This is a genomic window from Neorhizobium petrolearium (assembly GCF_017873175.1).
Lineage (GTDB): Bacteria > Pseudomonadota > Alphaproteobacteria > Rhizobiales > Rhizobiaceae > Neorhizobium > Neorhizobium petrolearium.
The window spans coordinates 34,741-50,419 of record NZ_JAGGJW010000019.1 but is presented as its reverse complement, the minus strand read 5'-3'; the positions used below and the strand labels follow the sequence as shown (position 1 = coordinate 50,419).

Here is a 15,679-nt window from a genome sequence, read left to right as displayed (position 1 = left end):
GTTATGTGTTGAAGGCCATGACGACGGGCAGGTCGAAGAGCTTCGCCCAGGAGGCAACGCTCGCCTTCTGAATTGCGACGATCGACGTGCCCCTGGTCCACCAGCCATTGCCGGTGGCGACGACGACGGCGGGTGAATGCCGCATCGATTGCAGCACCGGCCAAAGGAGGAGTTGCTCGTAGCAGATCAGCGGCGCGATCCTCGTTCCCGCGATCTCGATCAACGGATTGCCGAAAAAGTGGGCGCGGGCACCTCCGCCCTCCCCCGTCCAGCGCACCCATGGCTGCCACATGGAGACCGGAACAGGCATGCGCTCCTTGTAGATGATGTCAGCGGCGCCGGAACCAACCGCCACCATGACGTTGTCGTAGCCTTGCCCATCAATGACGGCGGCGCCGGCGACGACCGTGACGTCGACCCCGTTCAGCCCCTCCCGCCAAAGGCGAGCGACCGTCGGCGTCCAGAATCCGAGCGCGCTTTCGGGGAGGACGCGGGTTCCCTTGCCTGCCGCCCTGCGCATCTTTGCGATCAGGTCACGGTGATAGCCCAGCGATCCATCCCGACCGAGGCTTTGACCCAGTTCAAAGTCGACACCTCTCCACCCTTCCGGTAGCTTCGGTTCTGTCCACGTTGCGGCGGACCAGAGCCAGAAGCCTCCGAGGCCAATGGCGGCAGCCGGCCAATATCTCGTCACCATGACGAGCAGGCCGGCCGCAGCCGCGGCGAGTCCCCACCAGCCCCATCCTGGAAAGAGCACGCCGGCCGCGGTCAACGGATGTGCCCACCCGGTGATGCCGAAGGGCGGCAGCCCCGTCAGCACCGCCGCCGCCAGATAACGCACCGCCCTCCCCCTTCCCGGATGCCTTGTCCAGAGCGCCGCATGCACGGCGACGAAGGAGGCGGAGGCGGCGATCCAGAGCAGGAGGCCCGGCCAAAGATCGGATGAATAGAAGTTTGCGACACCTTGCGGCAAACCACGCGAGGCGGCCAGGAAATAGCCGGCCGAGACGAGGACTGCGGCCACGCGCGACGGCGACATCGCCCAAAGCGCCGGGAAGATCATCGCGACCGGAAGGGCGAGCACATTGCCGCTCCAGCCGAGTGAACCGCAGGCGACGGATGCGACGATGAGCAACGCAGATCGCCAATGGCCAGAAATGCGATCACGGATCGAAGGTGAGGATCGGCCGGGCGAGGCCGAGGAGGCCGCTGTCTGGAATCGGTCCGAAGTATCGGGAGTCATAGGAGCTCGCAAAGGAAGAGTGGAGATAGAGATGTCCTGATGGTACGACGCCACCTGGATATGGCGTGATCGTCCTGCCCTCTCCGTCCGTCTTCCGTACGGCGGATGCGGCAAGGGAACGGCCGTCGATCACGACGTGATCGGTAATTTCGACATGCTGTCCGGGAAGCGCTGCGACCGTCTTGATCAGCGGCGCGAACCCACCGGCGCACAAGCCCCGCCGGAGATATCCCCGCCGTCGTGCCTCCTCGAACTTTGCGGTCGCGGGCGGGCAGACGAACACGAGATCGCCGATCTCGGCCGAACGGCGGAGCGCCTCGATGCGCCAGAGACCGAGCGGCTCGCTCGGCGTCAAGTTCAGCCGATAGCCACCAACGGCCGCAGCCGTGATGAGGCCCGCGATAGCAACCATTGACGTGCTCAACAGCATGATCGCACCGCGCCGCTTCATTGCTTCACAACCGGAGTCTGGCGCTGCGCGAGACGCAGTTCCTCGACCTGGCGAAGAGTCTCGGTCGTGCGTTCATGGGCGGCGAGCTGCTGGGCCGTGCGCATGATTGGCCAGGCTTCCTTCAGGCGCTCCTTCTCTTGGTGAGAGAGACCTTCGGAGAGTTTGTCGAAGAGTTTTCCCGATGGCTCACGTGCGGCATTGGTGAGCAACGTGCGCTCGCCGAAGCGTTCGGTGACGGCCTTGTTGAACCCGTCGATCTCCAGCTTCGTCTCGCGGTTGCTCAGCGCATATGCAAGGGCGGCGGGCAAATCGTTGCGGTCGATCGCATCGCGCACGCGCTCGAGTACCGCGCGTGCATCAGGCGACAGTGCCGGAATGTCGACCGAGACGCGCTGCCTCAGCGCCTGTTCGTCCGCCTGGAGACGCTGCGTAACGCTCTCGCGCATCTGCAGATAGCGTTCAATGTCGCGTTTGAGGGCGGGCACGTTGACCTCGGCGACGCGTCGCGCCTCGCGATCCGTCTTGCTGGCGAGAATACCGGTCTTGCCCCTGAGCGGACCGATCGACGCCGGCTCGGCTTCAAGCTTTTGAAGCGCCTGTGTCCCCACGTCCTTATCCGCCAGCACGGAGTCGAAGTTCATCGCCCGGAAGGCGGTTTCGGGATCGGCGAACACATAGCGGAAGCGGATCGAAACCTCCTCCCATTGCTTCTTCAAGGCCGGATCAGCGTCGAGCCTCTCGCTGACCGTATCTGCGACGGAATTCTCGAACCGGATGATGCCGGCGACCATGGGTCTCGCCTCCCTGGCTGATTGTGTTGGCGGGGATTGCCGCAGGCCGAAACGTTCGCCGAGCGCGCGAAGGCGGTTGGTGAGATCGGTGAGCTTGCTTTTCTGGCGCAGCGTCCAGTCGAGCCGGTCGCGCAGCAGCGTCCGCGCCACGTGGACGATGTGTAGGCCACGGTTTTCGGCGAAGGCGAGCGCCTCGCGGTAGAGCGTGCCGCGCTCGTAGTCGAGCGTCGTCTCCTTGGCATTTTTCCGCGAGAGAACCTTGGCCAGTCCACCGTTCATCTCGAAGGAGCGGCGCCCGAAATAAAGCTGAAGATCCTCGCGATGACGTGTCATCGCCACATAGGTCAGATGGCGATCGAGAGAGAGTGAAGCCAGCACCTTCACCCTGTCGACGGTGGCACCCTGGCTCTTGTGGATCGTGGTGGCATAGCCGTGATCGACATTATTGTACGAGCGGCTCTCGACCGTTACCCGTCGGCGCTGATCGCCCTCACCCACGGCCACGACAATACGGTCGGGCGCGGCGTCGATCACCCTGCCGATCATGCCGTTCTTGACGCCGAGCGAACCGTCGTTCTTCAGGAAAACGATCTGGTCGCCGGCGTCGAACTGGCGGGTGCCGTCGGCGGTCTTGAAGGCATGGCCCTCGCCGATAATTCCGCGCTCGACCAGTTTTGCGCGCGCCAGCATGTTCAGCATGCGAACGTCGCGGCGCAGATGCGCCAGCATCAGCATCGACTTCGCGGGATCGTAGTCGCGGTTCCAGGCCGAGATGAGGCTCTCGACGGCTTCCGATTTCAGGTTTTCTCCAACGACATGGGCGCGGGTGCGATAGGCCAGCAACCCCTGTTCTATGTTGCCGCGCGCGAGATCGAGCGAGGCATGCCGCATCCACTCTTCGCGCTGGCGGTAGATCGTCTCGAGTTCGGCATAGCCGATACGATCGACAATGGCGCGGAAGGCAGCACCCGCCTCGATCGGCTGCAGTTGCTCGGGATCGCCAACCAGCACGATCTTGGCGCCGGCCCGAACAACAGCATCGACGAAATCGGCCATCTGTTTTGAGGCGACCATGCCGGCCTCGTCCATGACGAAGATGGTCCTGGCATCGAGCGTGTCACGCCCCTGTTGCCACCGTAGCTCCCAGGAAGCGAGCGTACGGCTCTGAATGCCCGCCTCCTTCTCCAGCCCCTCGGCCGCCTTGCCGGCAAGCGCACCGCCAACGACGCGATATCCAGCCAATTCCCATGCCTCGCGGGCGGCCTTCATCATCGTGGTCTTACCCGCACCTGCGCGCCCAACGACGGCGGCAATACGAGACGGTCCGGCGATGCGCTCGATTGCCGATTTCTGCTCGTCGGACAGCCGCTCATGTCGTCGGAAGGTGGCATCAAGCGCGGCGTCGGATACGCCCCTTCCCTCCCGGTTCGACAGCCATGTTGCCTGCAGCGCCATCGTCGCTTCCAGCCGGATCATCGCCCGCGTCGAGTAGCGCGCCGGCAGTTTCTTGGCCGTGGCGAAATCGATCGTGTCGCGCTGCAGCCGCAGCACGTCCGAGTTCTGGATGATTTTCAACATCAGCTGCTGGAAGACAGCCGGATCATCGACATAGCGATGCAGAACTTTCGCAACATCACGCTCATCGAAGACGCTCTTCTCCCGCGTGATCAGGGCGAGCACGATCCCAGGGTTTCGAAGAATGCGGCGGGTGTTTTCCGCGCGCCGCGCCTCGTTCAGTTCGATCCGTTCCAGCTCCGGCCGAACGCCCTGTTTTTCCGCCTTGCGCTCGATCGCCTTGGCGCCTACGCCGAGATGGATGGTCGGCTCCAGATCGATGCCTTGCTTCTCGTAAGATCGACCATCGACGCGCAGCGAGATCCCGTTCAGCGCCAGGTGATGGTTGAGACGCTCGAACCAGGCGTCACGAAAGGCGTTGAAATCATCCGTCCCGCCGGCCCAGAGCTCGTAGACGATCTTGCCGGCCTTGTTGCGGAGCGGCTGCCCGTCTTCGCCGAGAATAGGGACCTTCTTCGCGCCGAAGCCGTCCTCGGTCAGCGGCCGCAAGGTCGTCATCAGGTGGATGTGAGGATTGCCGGGATTGTCGTGGTAGACCCAGTCCGCGACTATGCCCTTTGACAGGATGTGCCGCTCCACGAAATCCCGCATCAGCGCGATGTTCTGTTCGGCCGTGAGTTCCAGTGGCAGAGCAATGGTCAAGTCCTTGGCGAGTTGCGCATCGGAGCGCTTCTCGAAGGCCTCGACTTTGTTCCAGAAGGTTTCCGAAGCACCGGCAATCGAGCAATCGGCTGTCAGCATCCGCGCCCATTTCGGGGCGTCGACGGGTAAGACAAACTCCTCGTGCAGCAGCCCTTCTTTCCGGGTGTAATCGATGGTGCGAGCCTCGCGCTCGTATTCCATCCTGGCGCAATGCCGGTAGGCCGCCGACAGCACCGCACTGCGGCCGTCACCACGGCTGACGATGCTTACGGAGAAGTGGGCTATGGCCACGGCGGCGAGTCTCCCGGTTCGAACCTCGTTCGTCGGGAGCTGAGCAGGCCGTTCAGGCCTCAGCGCAAGGCGTCGCGTCAGCGACGTATAATTGCGCCCTTGGGAAGCCGCTCCTTCGGAACGGCGGGATCATCCACCAAAGTGTCGGCCTTGCCGACGTGCAAATCTGCACATTCCCTCCCAAGGGCATCCGGGAGATTCTGGGCGTCGCAAATGCACCGCCCAGACTTCAAGGGAGCAACCGGAATGAAGAAACCGTCGTCCAGGATCAGGGAAGAAATCGCCAGGCTGCAGGACCAGCTGAAGCAGGCAGAGACCCGTGAGGCCGAGCGCATCGGCAGGATTGCGTTGAAAGCCGGTCTCGGCGAAATCGAGATCGAGGAAACCGAGCTTCAAGCGGCGTTCGAGGAGATCGCCGGAAGGTTTCGCGGAGGCAAGGGAGCTACGACCGGAAAGAAGAATGCCGGCGACGGCAGGACCGGCGGCGACACGTCCACGGCGCTCGCGCCTGGCGCGGATGCGGGCGGCGCTGGCGAGGCTTGAGCGGATGCGGCGAACCACATCGACCGATGCCCGTAAGAAGGACACGCGTGAAAAAATCGAGCTGGGCGGCCTGATCGTGAAGGCCGGCTTGCGCTACGAAAAACGGGCGCTGCTGCTGGGGCTGCTGATCGATGCCGCTGGGCGCATCCGCGGTGACGAAACCGAGCGCTCGCGCCTGACGGCCATCGGCGCGGAGGCGTTCGGTCATGACGGCGAATAGGCTCCTTCTCACAATCCTGCCAGCCGCATTCATGATCGCAGCCATGTTGGCAATGTTCGGCATCGAAACCTGGCTCTCGGGCTTCGGAACGTCGCCCCAGGCGAAGCTGATGCTCGGGCGGATCGGTCTCGCCCTGCCCTACGCCGCGGCGGCGGCGATCGGCGTGATTGCCCTGTTCGCGACGGCGGGCGCGGCCAACATCAAGACTGCCGGTTTGAGCGTACTGGCTGGCGCTTCACTCGTCTGCATCGCAGCGATAGCACGCGAAGGATGGCGGCTCTTTGCTCTTGCCGATCGGGTGCCTCACGGCCAGTCGGTGTTCGCCTACACGGATCCGTCGGCGATGCTCGGCGCATTCGCTGCCGTCTTCACCGGGATTTTCGCACTGCGCGTCGCGATCAGGGGGAACGGCGCCTTCGCGAAGGCAACGCCGCGGCGGATCTCGGGGAAGCGGGCCGTGCACGGCGAGGCCGACTGGATGAAGATGGCTGACGCCGCCAGGCTGTTTCCCGATGCCGGCGGCATCGTGATCGGTGAACGTTACCGCGTCGACAAGGACAGCGTGGCGGCGATGCCATTTCGCGCCGGTGACGAGCACAGCTGGGGCGTCGGCGGCAAGCCTCCATTATTGTGTTTCGACGGCTCGTTCGGTTCGTCGCACGGGATCGTCTTCGCCGGTTCAGGCGGCTTCAAGACCACATCCGTGACGATCCCGACAGCGCTCAAATGGGGCGGCGGCCTCGTCGTGCTCGACCCATCGAGCGAAGTCGCGCCGATGGTCGTCGATCATCGGCGCAAGGCTGGCCGAAACGTCATCGTGCTTGATCCAGCCACGCCGGCGATCGGCTTCAACGCGCTGGACTGGATCGGCCGCCACGGCAACACGAAGGAAGAGGACATCGTCGCGGTAGCGACGTGGATCATGACCGACAATGCGCGCACGGCGTCGGCCCGCGACGACTTCTTCCGGGCATCCGCCATGCAGCTCCTGACGGCGCTGATCGCCGACGTCTGCCTGTCCGGGCATACGGACGAGAAAGACCAGACGCTGCGGCGCGTCCGGTCAAATCTCTCGGAGCCGGAACCGAAGCTCCGCGAGCGCCTGACGCGGATCCACGAACAGTCCGAGTCCGATTTCGTGAAGGAGAACGTCGCCGTCTTCGTCAACATGACGCCGGAGACGTTTTCCGGCGTCTACGCCAATGCCGTGAAGGAAACGCACTGGCTGTCTTACCCGAACTATGCGGCGCTTGTGTCAGGCGACAGTTTCTCCACCGACGATCTCGCGGAAGGCGGCGCGGACGTGTTCATCGCGCTCGATCTTAAGGTACTGGAGGCGCATCCGGGTCTGGCGCGCGTCGTCATCGGCTCGCTGCTGAACGCGATCTACAATCGCAATGGCAAGGTCAAGGGACGCACGCTCTTCCTGCTCGACGAGGTCGCTCGCCTCGGTTATCTGCGTATTCTAGAAACCGCCCGCGACGCCGGCCGGAAATACGGCATCACGCTCACCATGATCTTCCAGTCGATCGGCCAGATGCGCGAAGCCTATGGCGGGCGTGACGCGACAAGCAAATGGTTCGAATCCGCGTCCTGGATCTCGTTCGCCGCGATCAACGATCCGGACACGGCCGACTACATCTCGAAGCGCTGCGGCGACACCACGGTCGAGGTCGACCAGACAAACCGCTCCACGGGAATGAAGGGATCGTCGCGATCGCGATCGAAGCAGCTCAGCCGTCGGCCGCTGATCATGCCGCACGAAGTGCTGCGCATGCGCAGCGACGAACAGATCGTCTTCACATCAGGCAATCCGCCGCTCAGGTGTGGGCGCGCCATCTGGTTCCGGCGTGACGACATGAGGGCCTGCGTCGGGCACAACAGGTTTCATCGCGAAGAAGAGAGAGGTGGATGAGAGCCCCGATCGAAAGGGCTTGCATGTGCCGGCTGCAAGCCGGTCCGCGGGAGGATCGCAACCCGCAAGGGACGAAACCGCTTGGCGGGTTCGGTGCGCTTCAGCGCATAGAGCCGTGCGGCAAAGCCGCCTCGCCCACTCCCTATTTCCTCCAGAGGGGAAAACCACCAGCGAGATGAATCAATCACGCGGGATCGATTCATGGAAGTCGTTGGACGCTGCTTCAAAACGAAGCGAGAATCCAATCATGGAAAACGAGGGGACAGGCCAGGTTAATCTTCACCGCATCGACGCGGCCCAGAACATGCGTCGCTTCTATACGCTCACGATCCAGCCGACCCTGTTTGGTGGCGCCTCCATCATCCGCAACTGGGGCCGGATCGGATCTAACGGCCAGACGATGATGGAAACCTTCGACGGCCAAGAGGATGCAGACAGGGCGCTATCGCGCCTGGAGCGCACGAAACGAAAGCGGGGCTATCGCGACGCCCACCGCGCCAAATAACAGACCTTGAACAGCCCGAGCCTGCTTGTTTCCTGTGGTTTTCTCGCATCTGCCAACACTTCCAGCACTCGCGCCTCTATCGGCGCCACACCTTCATCGTCATAGCTGAAGGACATCCACAAGCAGAGGAGACTGTCCTTCATGACCACCACCAACGAAATCGCCGACAAGATTGCATCCGAGCAGAACCTGACCAAGGCACAGGCCAAGGCCATCGTCGAAAGCGTGTTTAGCCAGATCGCAGAGGCGGCAAAGAGCGGCGCGGAAACTTCCATCCCATCCTTCGGCAAGTTCAAGATCAAGGACACGCCGGAACGCGAGGGCCGCAATCCCGCAACCGGTGCGACGATCAAGATCGCCGCTTCGAAGAAGCTGACGTTCACGCCCGGCAAGGCGGTCAAGGACGCACTGAACGGCTGAGGCGAGTGGGCTGCTGAGATCGGCAGCCCTATGGAAGTCTCCTAGAAAGGAGGCTCCCCGCTGATACGGCCGCCCTGTTCGGCCTCAACGGCCGCAAGCTCGGCCTGCGCCAGTTCCAGCTCCACCGCAATCTGGCAGCGCTCGCTCGCGTCCAGAACGGCCCTGAGTTCAGCTTTCAGTTCCTCGATTTGCATTTCGAGAGAAATCGTCATCGTCGTCTCCTTGACGCTTGTGAAAGACGACGCCGCGCGTCATGGCGGAGCGGAGGAGTCCAGGATCGCGGAACGCGACCGCCGGAGGCGGCGAGCGGGGGAGCCGAAATGCGCCAGCATTTTGGGGGTACCGCTCGTGCTGGACGCCTTCGGTCCGCCATGGCATTCTCGGACGAACTGAGCAGACCCCCCAGCTCTCCGGATGGCACCCGAAAGGCCGGAAGCGGGCTCGATGCCCGCGACCGGCTTCCTCAGGCGACATAAGAAGAAGAGCCCCGCCCGGTGGCGGAGCTCCTGGCGTGGCGATCAAGCCTCCCGCTTCGGGCGGTTCCAGATGAGGGCGTATTCGCCTTCCTTCTCGCTCGGCCACAGGGCCGCGGTGATCGGGGCGTTGAAGCTCGGGTCGTCCAGCTTGACCGAGATATATTCCTCGCCGTCGTTGGAGACCGCCTTCCAGCCTGCGCCGACCTCGACACCGTTGCCGGCGGTGATACGGAAGTCCGGGGCGTCGCGCGAGACGCGCTCGATGGGGTTGAGGCGGACCCGCATGCTGACCGTGAGCGTGCGCACGTTGCCGATGATCGAGTTGTTGCCGTTGGTGGTGAATTCGCCGATGACTGCCATTGTCGTGATCCTTTCCGGTTTGCTCGAGCCGCGCCCACCGCGGCCTCGATGGCGGTGTAAGGACCGATGGCGATCGACGCCGCACCCCGGGGGGCCGGAACGTGAGTGGAGGACGGCCGGGAGCGGCTTTCTTGGTTACCGCGAGGAATGCGAACGCAGTTCGCAGGGGAAGAAAGTTGCGGACGGCCGTTGCGGGATGGCGATCGAGACGAAGTCGTCCTTCGGTCACACCAGATCCATCGAGGTCTGCGTGGGTGTGGCCCGCTTCAATCGAGCAAGGAACACCGATCATGGCCCGGAGTTCATCGGCGATCCCCGACGGCGACCGCGGTGATGGCACCGCTCTCTCACGATGGCTCCCGTCCGCACGGCTCGCCGTGTCCGTCGATCCCTCACCGACGCCCCATCCGCATCATGTCCATGACGAATGCGCTGGTCGGCGCCGATCTTATGGCGGCTCTTCCATCGCGCGCGTATCCTCGGACAAGCGGGCAACCCGGGTTTCACGGCACGTCCCTGGAGGCCGTCGAGAGGAAGGGATGGGAGCGCTTCGAGAGGAACAGGCTTGCGGCGCGCCTTTATCAGCCACACCGGATCTGCCATCGCGGCGGGGCTTGTCCTTGCGCCCTGCCGGCCGCGTCCGCCCGATCAGAAGGGGCCTACAAGTGCCGTTCGCCGACGCTGCAACGCCCCAAAGACGTCGCTCGGCGAAATGTGCTTCGGCCTGCTCGTGGGGGTATCGGCCGGAAAAATTCCAGAGCCTCCTGGACCTTCGCCCGGAACCCGCCTTCGTGGCTGGCCGCGTCAGGGCACGGTGTCTAGGTCTGTCTGTCTGAACTCATCCGCCGTCGCCAGAATGGGTACATTGTAATATTTGGCGCATGCATAATGCAGGCAGTCACCGAGATTGAGGCCCCGGCGGCCGACGCGATAACGATGCGCGGCGGAAAGAGCGATCCGAGTCGTTGCGCCCGCGGGCGGAAGATCGCGGATTTCGATTCCGCGCTCATCGAGGAACTCGATGACGATCGGTTCCACCTCCGCCACGGTGAGGCCGAACTTGTCGGGGCGGGCAAGACCGAGCACAGCCTCAAGCACGGCGACCGGGGAGGTGAAGGCGGCCTTCGCAGACGCGATCGCATTGGAGACGCGCGCCGCTTCCGGTTCGTCGGAAAGGAGCGCGATGATGGCGCAGGCATCGACGAACATCAGCTTTCCCACAATTCGTCATAGGCTTCGCGCGGAAGCGGCTGCTTCGCTGCAGCGCTGAGCTCGACTCCATGCTGTTTGCGGAGCCGGGCGGCGGTTTGCAGCGGCGTCTCCTGGTGACGGCGGCGTTCGATCGCCTCTTTCATGGCAATCACGATCGCATCGGTAATGCTGACGCCAGCCATATGCGCGAACTTGCGCGTGAGCGCATCCGCTTCAGGATTGTTGACGTTGATCGGCATGTGTCACTCCATGTAGATAAATTCAAGAAATAATGTAGATCGCCTCGCCCATATCTGCAAGGTTCCTCCAACGGGGAACACGGAGGTCGCACCGGGGAAGGCGTCTCGCCCTCCCCTTCGACCTTAGGGGCGAAAAGCATCAGGCGGCCTCCCGCCTGGTCTCCGCGTTCGGCTGGAGGTCATGAAGATAGGCGACAGCGCGTTGCGCATGTGCGGCCGCCTGGAAGATTGCCCGGCGGTCACCGTCGAGCAGCTTCAACCACGAGGCCACATAGCTCGCGTGATCCGGCCGCGGCTCCAGTTCCGGGACGATCCCGAGATCGGCGCAGAGGAAACATGCCCCTATGTCGGCACAAAGCTCTTCGCGCGCGCGATCCGTGCGATCCTTGTGATAGCGGCTCAAATCCCGATTCAGCCGGTGGCTTGCGCCGACCCAGTGGGTGACCTCATGTCCGAGGACGGCGTAATAACTCTCGGCATCCCGGAACGTCTCGAAACCCGGCATCTGGATGCTATCGCTGGATGGCTGATAGAAGGCCTGTGACCCACCATGCCGGATCACCGCGCCGGTATTGGCGAAGAAACGGTCCGCATGCTCGATGCGCTCGAGCGGCTCTGCGACCGGTTCCGGGCGGCGATAGTAGTGATCCGGAAGCCCCTCGATTTGATCGCAATTGAACACCGTGTACGCCTTGAGGAACGGAATGTCGCGCTCAACTTCACCGCCGCCCGCATCCTTCTCTGTCTTCGTGAAGCGGCTGGCGTAGACGACGGTTGCGCCGCTCTCACCCTTGCGCACATGGGCGCCGAGTTCGTTCGCCTGCCGAAGCGTCATCCATGTGGCCGATATAAACCCGCACGCGATACTCTCCGACCAGAGCAGGAGCACATTCAGCCCTGTATATGGCTGGCCGTTATGGCGCAGCGGCCGGGTGATCCGCCCGGCCATGTTGCCGGCACTCCAGGGCTGCACCCACGGGCGCACCCCCTTCTCCAGATCGGCGATGATCCGCTCCGTGATCCGCGCATAGATGTCGATCCTCGCGCTTTCTGATTTCCTACTCATTCTTCTGACCTCCGTGTGAGGCCGCGCCCATCGCGGCCCGTCGCGGAGGGCCGATGGCAGGAGCGGTCAGGCGGCATGCGCACCGGAACGGCCGGAACGAAGAGAAGGACGGCGTAGCCGTTGCGCCTGCCGTCGGCTCCTGCAGGGCCGACAGAAGGGACGGGCCGCGATGGCGCCTGTCTCTCGCCCCGATTTCTTTCTCTCTCACCTCTCCTGATGCGACTTCGCCGCGACGTCGAAACACGGAAAGCCGCCCCCGTGAGGAGACGGCTTCTTCCTGGATACGATGAAGGCGGAGCCGAAGCTCCGCCAGGTCGGCCTCAATCGAAGGCCGACATCTGCGCCGCGGCCGCTTTGCGGTCGAGCGACTGGCCCGGATTATCAACCGGCCGGTCGAAGGGCTTCCATGCTTCGCCAACGATCTGCTCGTAGGCGGCGACGGCACCTTCGGCTGCCATCCGCAGCGCGTGCGCCTGAACGCCCATATCGGCCGCGAACTCGCGCTTGCGCTGGGCGGCGCTGTCATAGCCGACGGGACCGTCGAGATCCTCGTCGCGCGCTTCGGCAGCACCCTTGGCGGTGGCGTCACGCGCCTCGCTGACGGCGCGGGAGTAGAACTGGCCGGCGCCATGAGCGGATCCGACATACGCTCCAACGATGCGCTGGAGATGGATTTGCATCGCCCGTTCGCCGAGTCCCTCGGAAAGGCCTGTGGCGGTCTCGACGATCAGGCGCTCGTGCATGTCGCGGATGCCGTCGCTGTCGAGAATGGCGGTCGCGAAGCTCTCGGCGATCCGGAGCGCCTGCGCTTCATCGGGGCATGTGAGGCGGACCATTTCGATCGTGGCGCCCTTGCGGAGCTGGAGGACGCGGGCGGATTGACGGGACTGGGTTGCGGGCTTTGCCATGATGATTTCCTTCTCGGTTTCCCCGAAGCGGTTCGGCCCCTTGGCCGATTTGCCCTTCGGTGCGGTCAAGAGGAGCCGGCGCAAGCCGGGCGTTTCAGGGTCCGGGCAGGCCAGATCGAGCGGAGCAGTCAAGCGGTCAAGCGGGTCTTTCAGACCTGCGAAGCACGCGTGGCTGCTTTGCGACGAGCGGTTTGACCGGCCGCCCCGTGGCGCGACAGCGGCCTTGAAACGACCGGCCGCCGGTTCAGACCGCAACGAAACCGAAGGGCAGATCGGCCAACGGATCGACATCGGATGCCAGAGCCGAAGAGGAAACCAGGCAAGGCGCGCGCCAAACCAGTTCCCATCTGCCGGAAGATCTCCGTTCACCAGAGCCTGAATGCTCTAACGTCCTCCCAATGCCAGCTGGTCTGCGAGGCGCTCTCGATGGGAAAGCGGCGGCGTTTGCTCTTGGCGGCTTTCCGCGATAGATGCGCTCCTGACATGCGGGACCCTTGCAAGGTCTCCCAGGGAAGGGGCACAAGAGATGAGCGACCAGAGCAACGACGATTACGTCTATGACGAAGCAACCGGGGAATGGCGGCCGGCCTCCGAACTTGCCGCGGAAAAGGCGAAGGTAGCCGAAATCCGGGATGCCTCCGGCACTGTTCTCGCCGACGGCGACTCCGTCGTGCTGATCAAGGATCTGAAGGTCAAAGGCGCCGGCCAGACGCTGAAGCAGGGCACCGTCATCAGGTCGATCCGGCTCACCGATAATCCGGAAGAGATCGATTGCCGCCACGACGTGATCAAGGGGCTGGTCCTGCGCACGGAATTCGTGCGCAAGCGCTGACGGCGTGCGCTACCGTTTGGGCAAGCGGTAACGATCAAGCCAGGTGGGGCCGTGCGTGTTGCGAAGTCGGCGTAATATCCCGCCATCGTCATGGGGCGCTTCGCCCATCCAGGCGTTGTTCAGGATGCGCTTCCACGAACGGCCGTGTCTGGCGGCATAATCCTGAAGAGCATTCACCTCTTCCTCGGTCAGAGGTGGAAGCGGCTCGGCGTCAAGCGCCTCATGGCGCGCTCCTCTCACGACGGTGATGACCGCATCCTCGTTCCGGGCCCGAACGGAAGCACTAAATTCCTGTCGCGCCTGGAAAGCGGCGATGGCCGCCTCCTGGCGCGCGAGCTTGCGGGAAAGAGCATCGATCTCCGGCTGCCGTTCCGCGGTGATCGCCGCCAGACTGGAGCGATAGCGGGCGAGGAAGGCTTCCGGCACGGGCGGTTTACCCCGCCGGTATCCGCTCCGGCGCCGTCCGAGCGACGGGATGAGAGCCGTCATCTTGGCGGTAATCTGCCTGTCGATCATGTCGAGCTGGCGTTGGGTCTGGCGGCGGGCCTCTTCCATCCGGAAAAGCAGCGCCTGACGTTCCGGGGACCGGGTCATGACGTCTCCCTCCCCTGCCAGACGACAAAGCTCGATGGCCCGTCATAGGACCGATGACGATCGGCATCGATGACGAATCCGGAGCGGCCTGGCTCGTATTCACCAGTTGGCACGAGAAACCGTCGTTCCTCGGCATTGTGCTCCCGCTTCCCGCCGCGTGTGGCGATCACTTCGATCATGCCGGGATGATGATCGGAGCGAAGGGCGGAGATGACGATCCAGTCACCGGCATGGGCCGCCTCGAAAGCGCGACGGTCCTTCACATGGGATTCACCGGGTGTCAGGGTCGTGCCGGAGATCGTTTCCCAAGCGTCGGGCCACCAATCCTTGATGGACCGTTCCGCGCAGCGCCGCTCAAACCCGGTGAACAGATGCGGAAAGGTGATCGCGACGATCGCCCAGGCGGAGTCCTCCTCATAGAAACCGTCTTTCGACCGCAGCAGCGGGTGAACCTTTCGGTTGCGCTCAGCCGAGAGCTTGAAGCCGCCGTGCCCGGCGGTGGAATGGCACTCGACGCCCTCCGCATAGAGGGTCGTGCGCTGCGACATTCCCCAGGGCGTATGGACACGGGTGAAGATCTCGCAGCGGCCGAGTGCCTGCCGTTCGCGCTGATGTTCGGCGTTCTCGATCACGCGCTCGCGAAACGCCGCCTCGTCGGCGAGTTCGCCGGAATGGCCGTAGAAGTCGGATCGCCGCCACTCGGCGAGCGGTCGGGCGATCTTACCACCGAGGCCAAGATAATGCCGCCCATTACGGCCGGGCAACATTGCGAACGCCATGTCGTGCAAGCGGGCGACCGGAAACCCGTCGGCGGATCGCCCAAAAGAGACCCCCGGATATCCGGAAGTATCATTGGCTTCGGTCATGACAGGGCTGGTGTTCATGCTGCCGCCCTCCCTTCCACGACGTCGGCTGCGACCTCGTCCGCCGTGACGACCTCCAGCACGGCATGGGGATAGCCGTGTCGGGACAGCCATTCCTCTGCGGCTCGGCGGTTCGCTGCGAGATGGACGAGCTCGGCATTGTCGCCGGCGCGATCGAACACGCGGCAACTGCCGATGGCGGGGCGTTCTTCGATCGTGAACGTCAGACGGGTCTCCAGTGAGAAGGTCCGGTGAACGCGGATCGTGATGACGCCGGCAGCACCTTGGTCGGCTTCATGAAGCGTGAAGCTCGCGGGCAGGATGATGCTGCCTGAGCCAAGTTCTCCCTGTTTGCGGATCAGGCGGCCGTTGCTGTTATTGCTCTGCCATGCAGACAGCTTCCTGCGATGGCGTTTGGGCGGCCGCGGCGCGCCGTCCGACCAGACGATGATCGAGCCGATGGGTGCCATAAATGCGATATGCGCGGACATGCAAGTTCTCCCTAAGTCTCGAGGGGTTGCAAATACGAGCCC

At 63.6% G+C, this 15,679-nt stretch carries 18 protein-coding genes; 6 read left to right on the top strand and 12 right to left on the bottom strand.

Translation table 11 applies throughout. From position 1 onward, the window contains the following. Position 1: 1 nt before the first annotated feature. From J2046_RS28705 to traA, 3 genes are read right to left on the bottom strand one after another with little or no spacing between them, the layout of a single operon-like run. On the bottom strand, positions 2–1,243 hold the full coding sequence (locus tag J2046_RS28705) for a conjugal transfer protein TraB (RefSeq protein WP_210057639.1): 1,242 nt from the start codon (positions 1,241–1,243) through the stop codon (positions 2–4). Beyond that, on the bottom strand, positions 1,164–1,655 hold the full coding sequence (gene traF / locus J2046_RS28700; protein WP_411828562.1) for a conjugative transfer signal peptidase TraF: 492 nt from the start codon (positions 1,653–1,655) through the stop codon (positions 1,164–1,166). Before traF ends, J2046_RS28705 begins: the two co-directional genes overlap by 80 nt. 35 nt (positions 1,656–1,690) lie before the next feature. Continuing rightward, the gene (gene traA, locus J2046_RS28695; protein WP_210057635.1) at positions 1,691–4,993 is read right to left on the bottom strand and encodes a Ti-type conjugative transfer relaxase TraA; all 3,303 of its coding nucleotides are present in this window, start codon (positions 4,991–4,993) and stop codon (positions 1,691–1,693) included. Positions 4,994–5,239: 246 nt separating this feature from the next. Between traA and traC the strand changes: the two genes are divergently transcribed. The 5 genes from traC (at position 5,240) to J2046_RS28670 (ending at position 8,596) form a co-directional block, all read left to right on the top strand. Beyond that, complete coding sequence (gene traC, locus J2046_RS28690; RefSeq protein ID WP_210057633.1) at positions 5,240–5,536, top strand: conjugal transfer protein TraC; 297 nt, start codon at positions 5,240–5,242, stop codon at positions 5,534–5,536. Positions 5,537–5,540: 4 nt separating this feature from the next. Beyond that, positions 5,541–5,756 carry a type IV conjugative transfer system coupling protein TraD gene (traD, locus tag J2046_RS28685; protein WP_210057631.1) on the top strand — a complete coding sequence of 72 codons (216 nt, stop codon included), beginning with the start codon at positions 5,541–5,543 and terminating at the stop codon, positions 5,754–5,756. Continuing rightward, positions 5,743–7,671, top strand: coding sequence for a Ti-type conjugative transfer system protein TraG (gene traG, locus J2046_RS28680; protein ID WP_210057629.1), 1,929 nt, complete (start codon positions 5,743–5,745; stop codon positions 7,669–7,671). The genes traD and traG overlap by 14 nt, the downstream gene beginning before the upstream one ends. A gap of 247 nt (positions 7,672–7,918) precedes the next feature. After that, entirely contained in the window at positions 7,919–8,176 is a 258-nt protein-coding gene (locus J2046_RS28675) for a WGR domain-containing protein (protein ID WP_035228306.1), read from the top strand. 141 nt (positions 8,177–8,317) lie between these two features. After that, entirely contained in the window at positions 8,318–8,596 is a 279-nt protein-coding gene (locus tag J2046_RS28670; RefSeq protein WP_064334950.1) for an HU family DNA-binding protein, read from the top strand. A 41-nt stretch (positions 8,597–8,637) separates the two neighbouring features. Here the strand turns inward: J2046_RS28670 and J2046_RS28665 are convergent, their stop codons facing one another. The 6 genes from J2046_RS28665 to J2046_RS28640 all read right to left on the bottom strand — a co-directional run bounded on the left by J2046_RS28665 (position 8,638) and on the right by J2046_RS28640 (position 12,857). Next, positions 8,638–8,808, bottom strand: a complete 171-nt coding sequence (locus J2046_RS28665) for a hypothetical protein (protein WP_210057626.1) — start codon at positions 8,806–8,808, stop codon at positions 8,638–8,640. A 306-nt stretch (positions 8,809–9,114) separates the two neighbouring features. Next, positions 9,115–9,432, bottom strand: coding sequence for a DUF736 domain-containing protein (locus tag J2046_RS28660; protein WP_210057624.1), 318 nt, complete (start codon positions 9,430–9,432; stop codon positions 9,115–9,117). A gap of 804 nt (positions 9,433–10,236) precedes the next feature. Next, positions 10,237–10,641 (bottom strand): type II toxin-antitoxin system VapC family toxin, encoded by a 405-nt coding sequence (locus J2046_RS28655; protein ID WP_210057622.1) that lies wholly within the window; start codon positions 10,639–10,641, stop codon positions 10,237–10,239. Then, positions 10,641–10,883, bottom strand: coding sequence for a type II toxin-antitoxin system VapB family antitoxin (locus tag J2046_RS28650; protein WP_210057620.1), 243 nt, complete (start codon positions 10,881–10,883; stop codon positions 10,641–10,643). Before J2046_RS28650 ends, J2046_RS28655 begins: the two co-directional genes overlap by 1 nt. Positions 10,884–11,022: 139 nt before the next feature. Further along, positions 11,023–11,949: an ArdC family protein gene (locus J2046_RS28645; protein ID WP_210057618.1), complete on the bottom strand. Its 927-nt coding sequence runs from the start codon at positions 11,947–11,949 to the stop codon at positions 11,023–11,025. Positions 11,950–12,269: 320 nt separating this feature from the next. Next, complete coding sequence (locus J2046_RS28640; RefSeq protein ID WP_210057616.1) at positions 12,270–12,857, bottom strand: hypothetical protein; 588 nt, start codon at positions 12,855–12,857, stop codon at positions 12,270–12,272. 526 nt (positions 12,858–13,383) lie between these two features. Here J2046_RS28640 and J2046_RS28635 point away from each other — a divergent pair. After that, the gene (locus J2046_RS28635) at positions 13,384–13,689 is read left to right on the top strand and encodes an alkylphosphonate utilization protein (RefSeq protein WP_210057614.1); all 306 of its coding nucleotides are present in this window, start codon (positions 13,384–13,386) and stop codon (positions 13,687–13,689) included. Positions 13,690–13,698: 9 nt separating this feature from the next. On the opposite strand, the gene J2046_RS28630 is transcribed toward J2046_RS28635, so the two are convergent. The 3 genes from J2046_RS28630 to J2046_RS28620 are packed head-to-tail and all read right to left on the bottom strand — an operon-like array spanning position 13,699 to position 15,637. Continuing rightward, positions 13,699–14,283 (bottom strand): hypothetical protein, encoded by a 585-nt coding sequence (locus J2046_RS28630; RefSeq protein ID WP_210057612.1) that lies wholly within the window; start codon positions 14,281–14,283, stop codon positions 13,699–13,701. Beyond that, a complete protein-coding gene (locus J2046_RS28625) occupies positions 14,280–15,167 on the bottom strand; it encodes a DUF7007 domain-containing protein (protein WP_210057610.1) in 888 nt (295 codons plus the stop codon). Before J2046_RS28625 ends, J2046_RS28630 begins: the two co-directional genes overlap by 4 nt. Then, on the bottom strand, positions 15,164–15,637 hold the full coding sequence (locus J2046_RS28620) for a hypothetical protein (RefSeq protein ID WP_210057608.1): 474 nt from the start codon (positions 15,635–15,637) through the stop codon (positions 15,164–15,166). The genes J2046_RS28625 and J2046_RS28620 overlap by 4 nt, the downstream gene beginning before the upstream one ends. Positions 15,638–15,679: the final 42 nt, after the last annotated feature.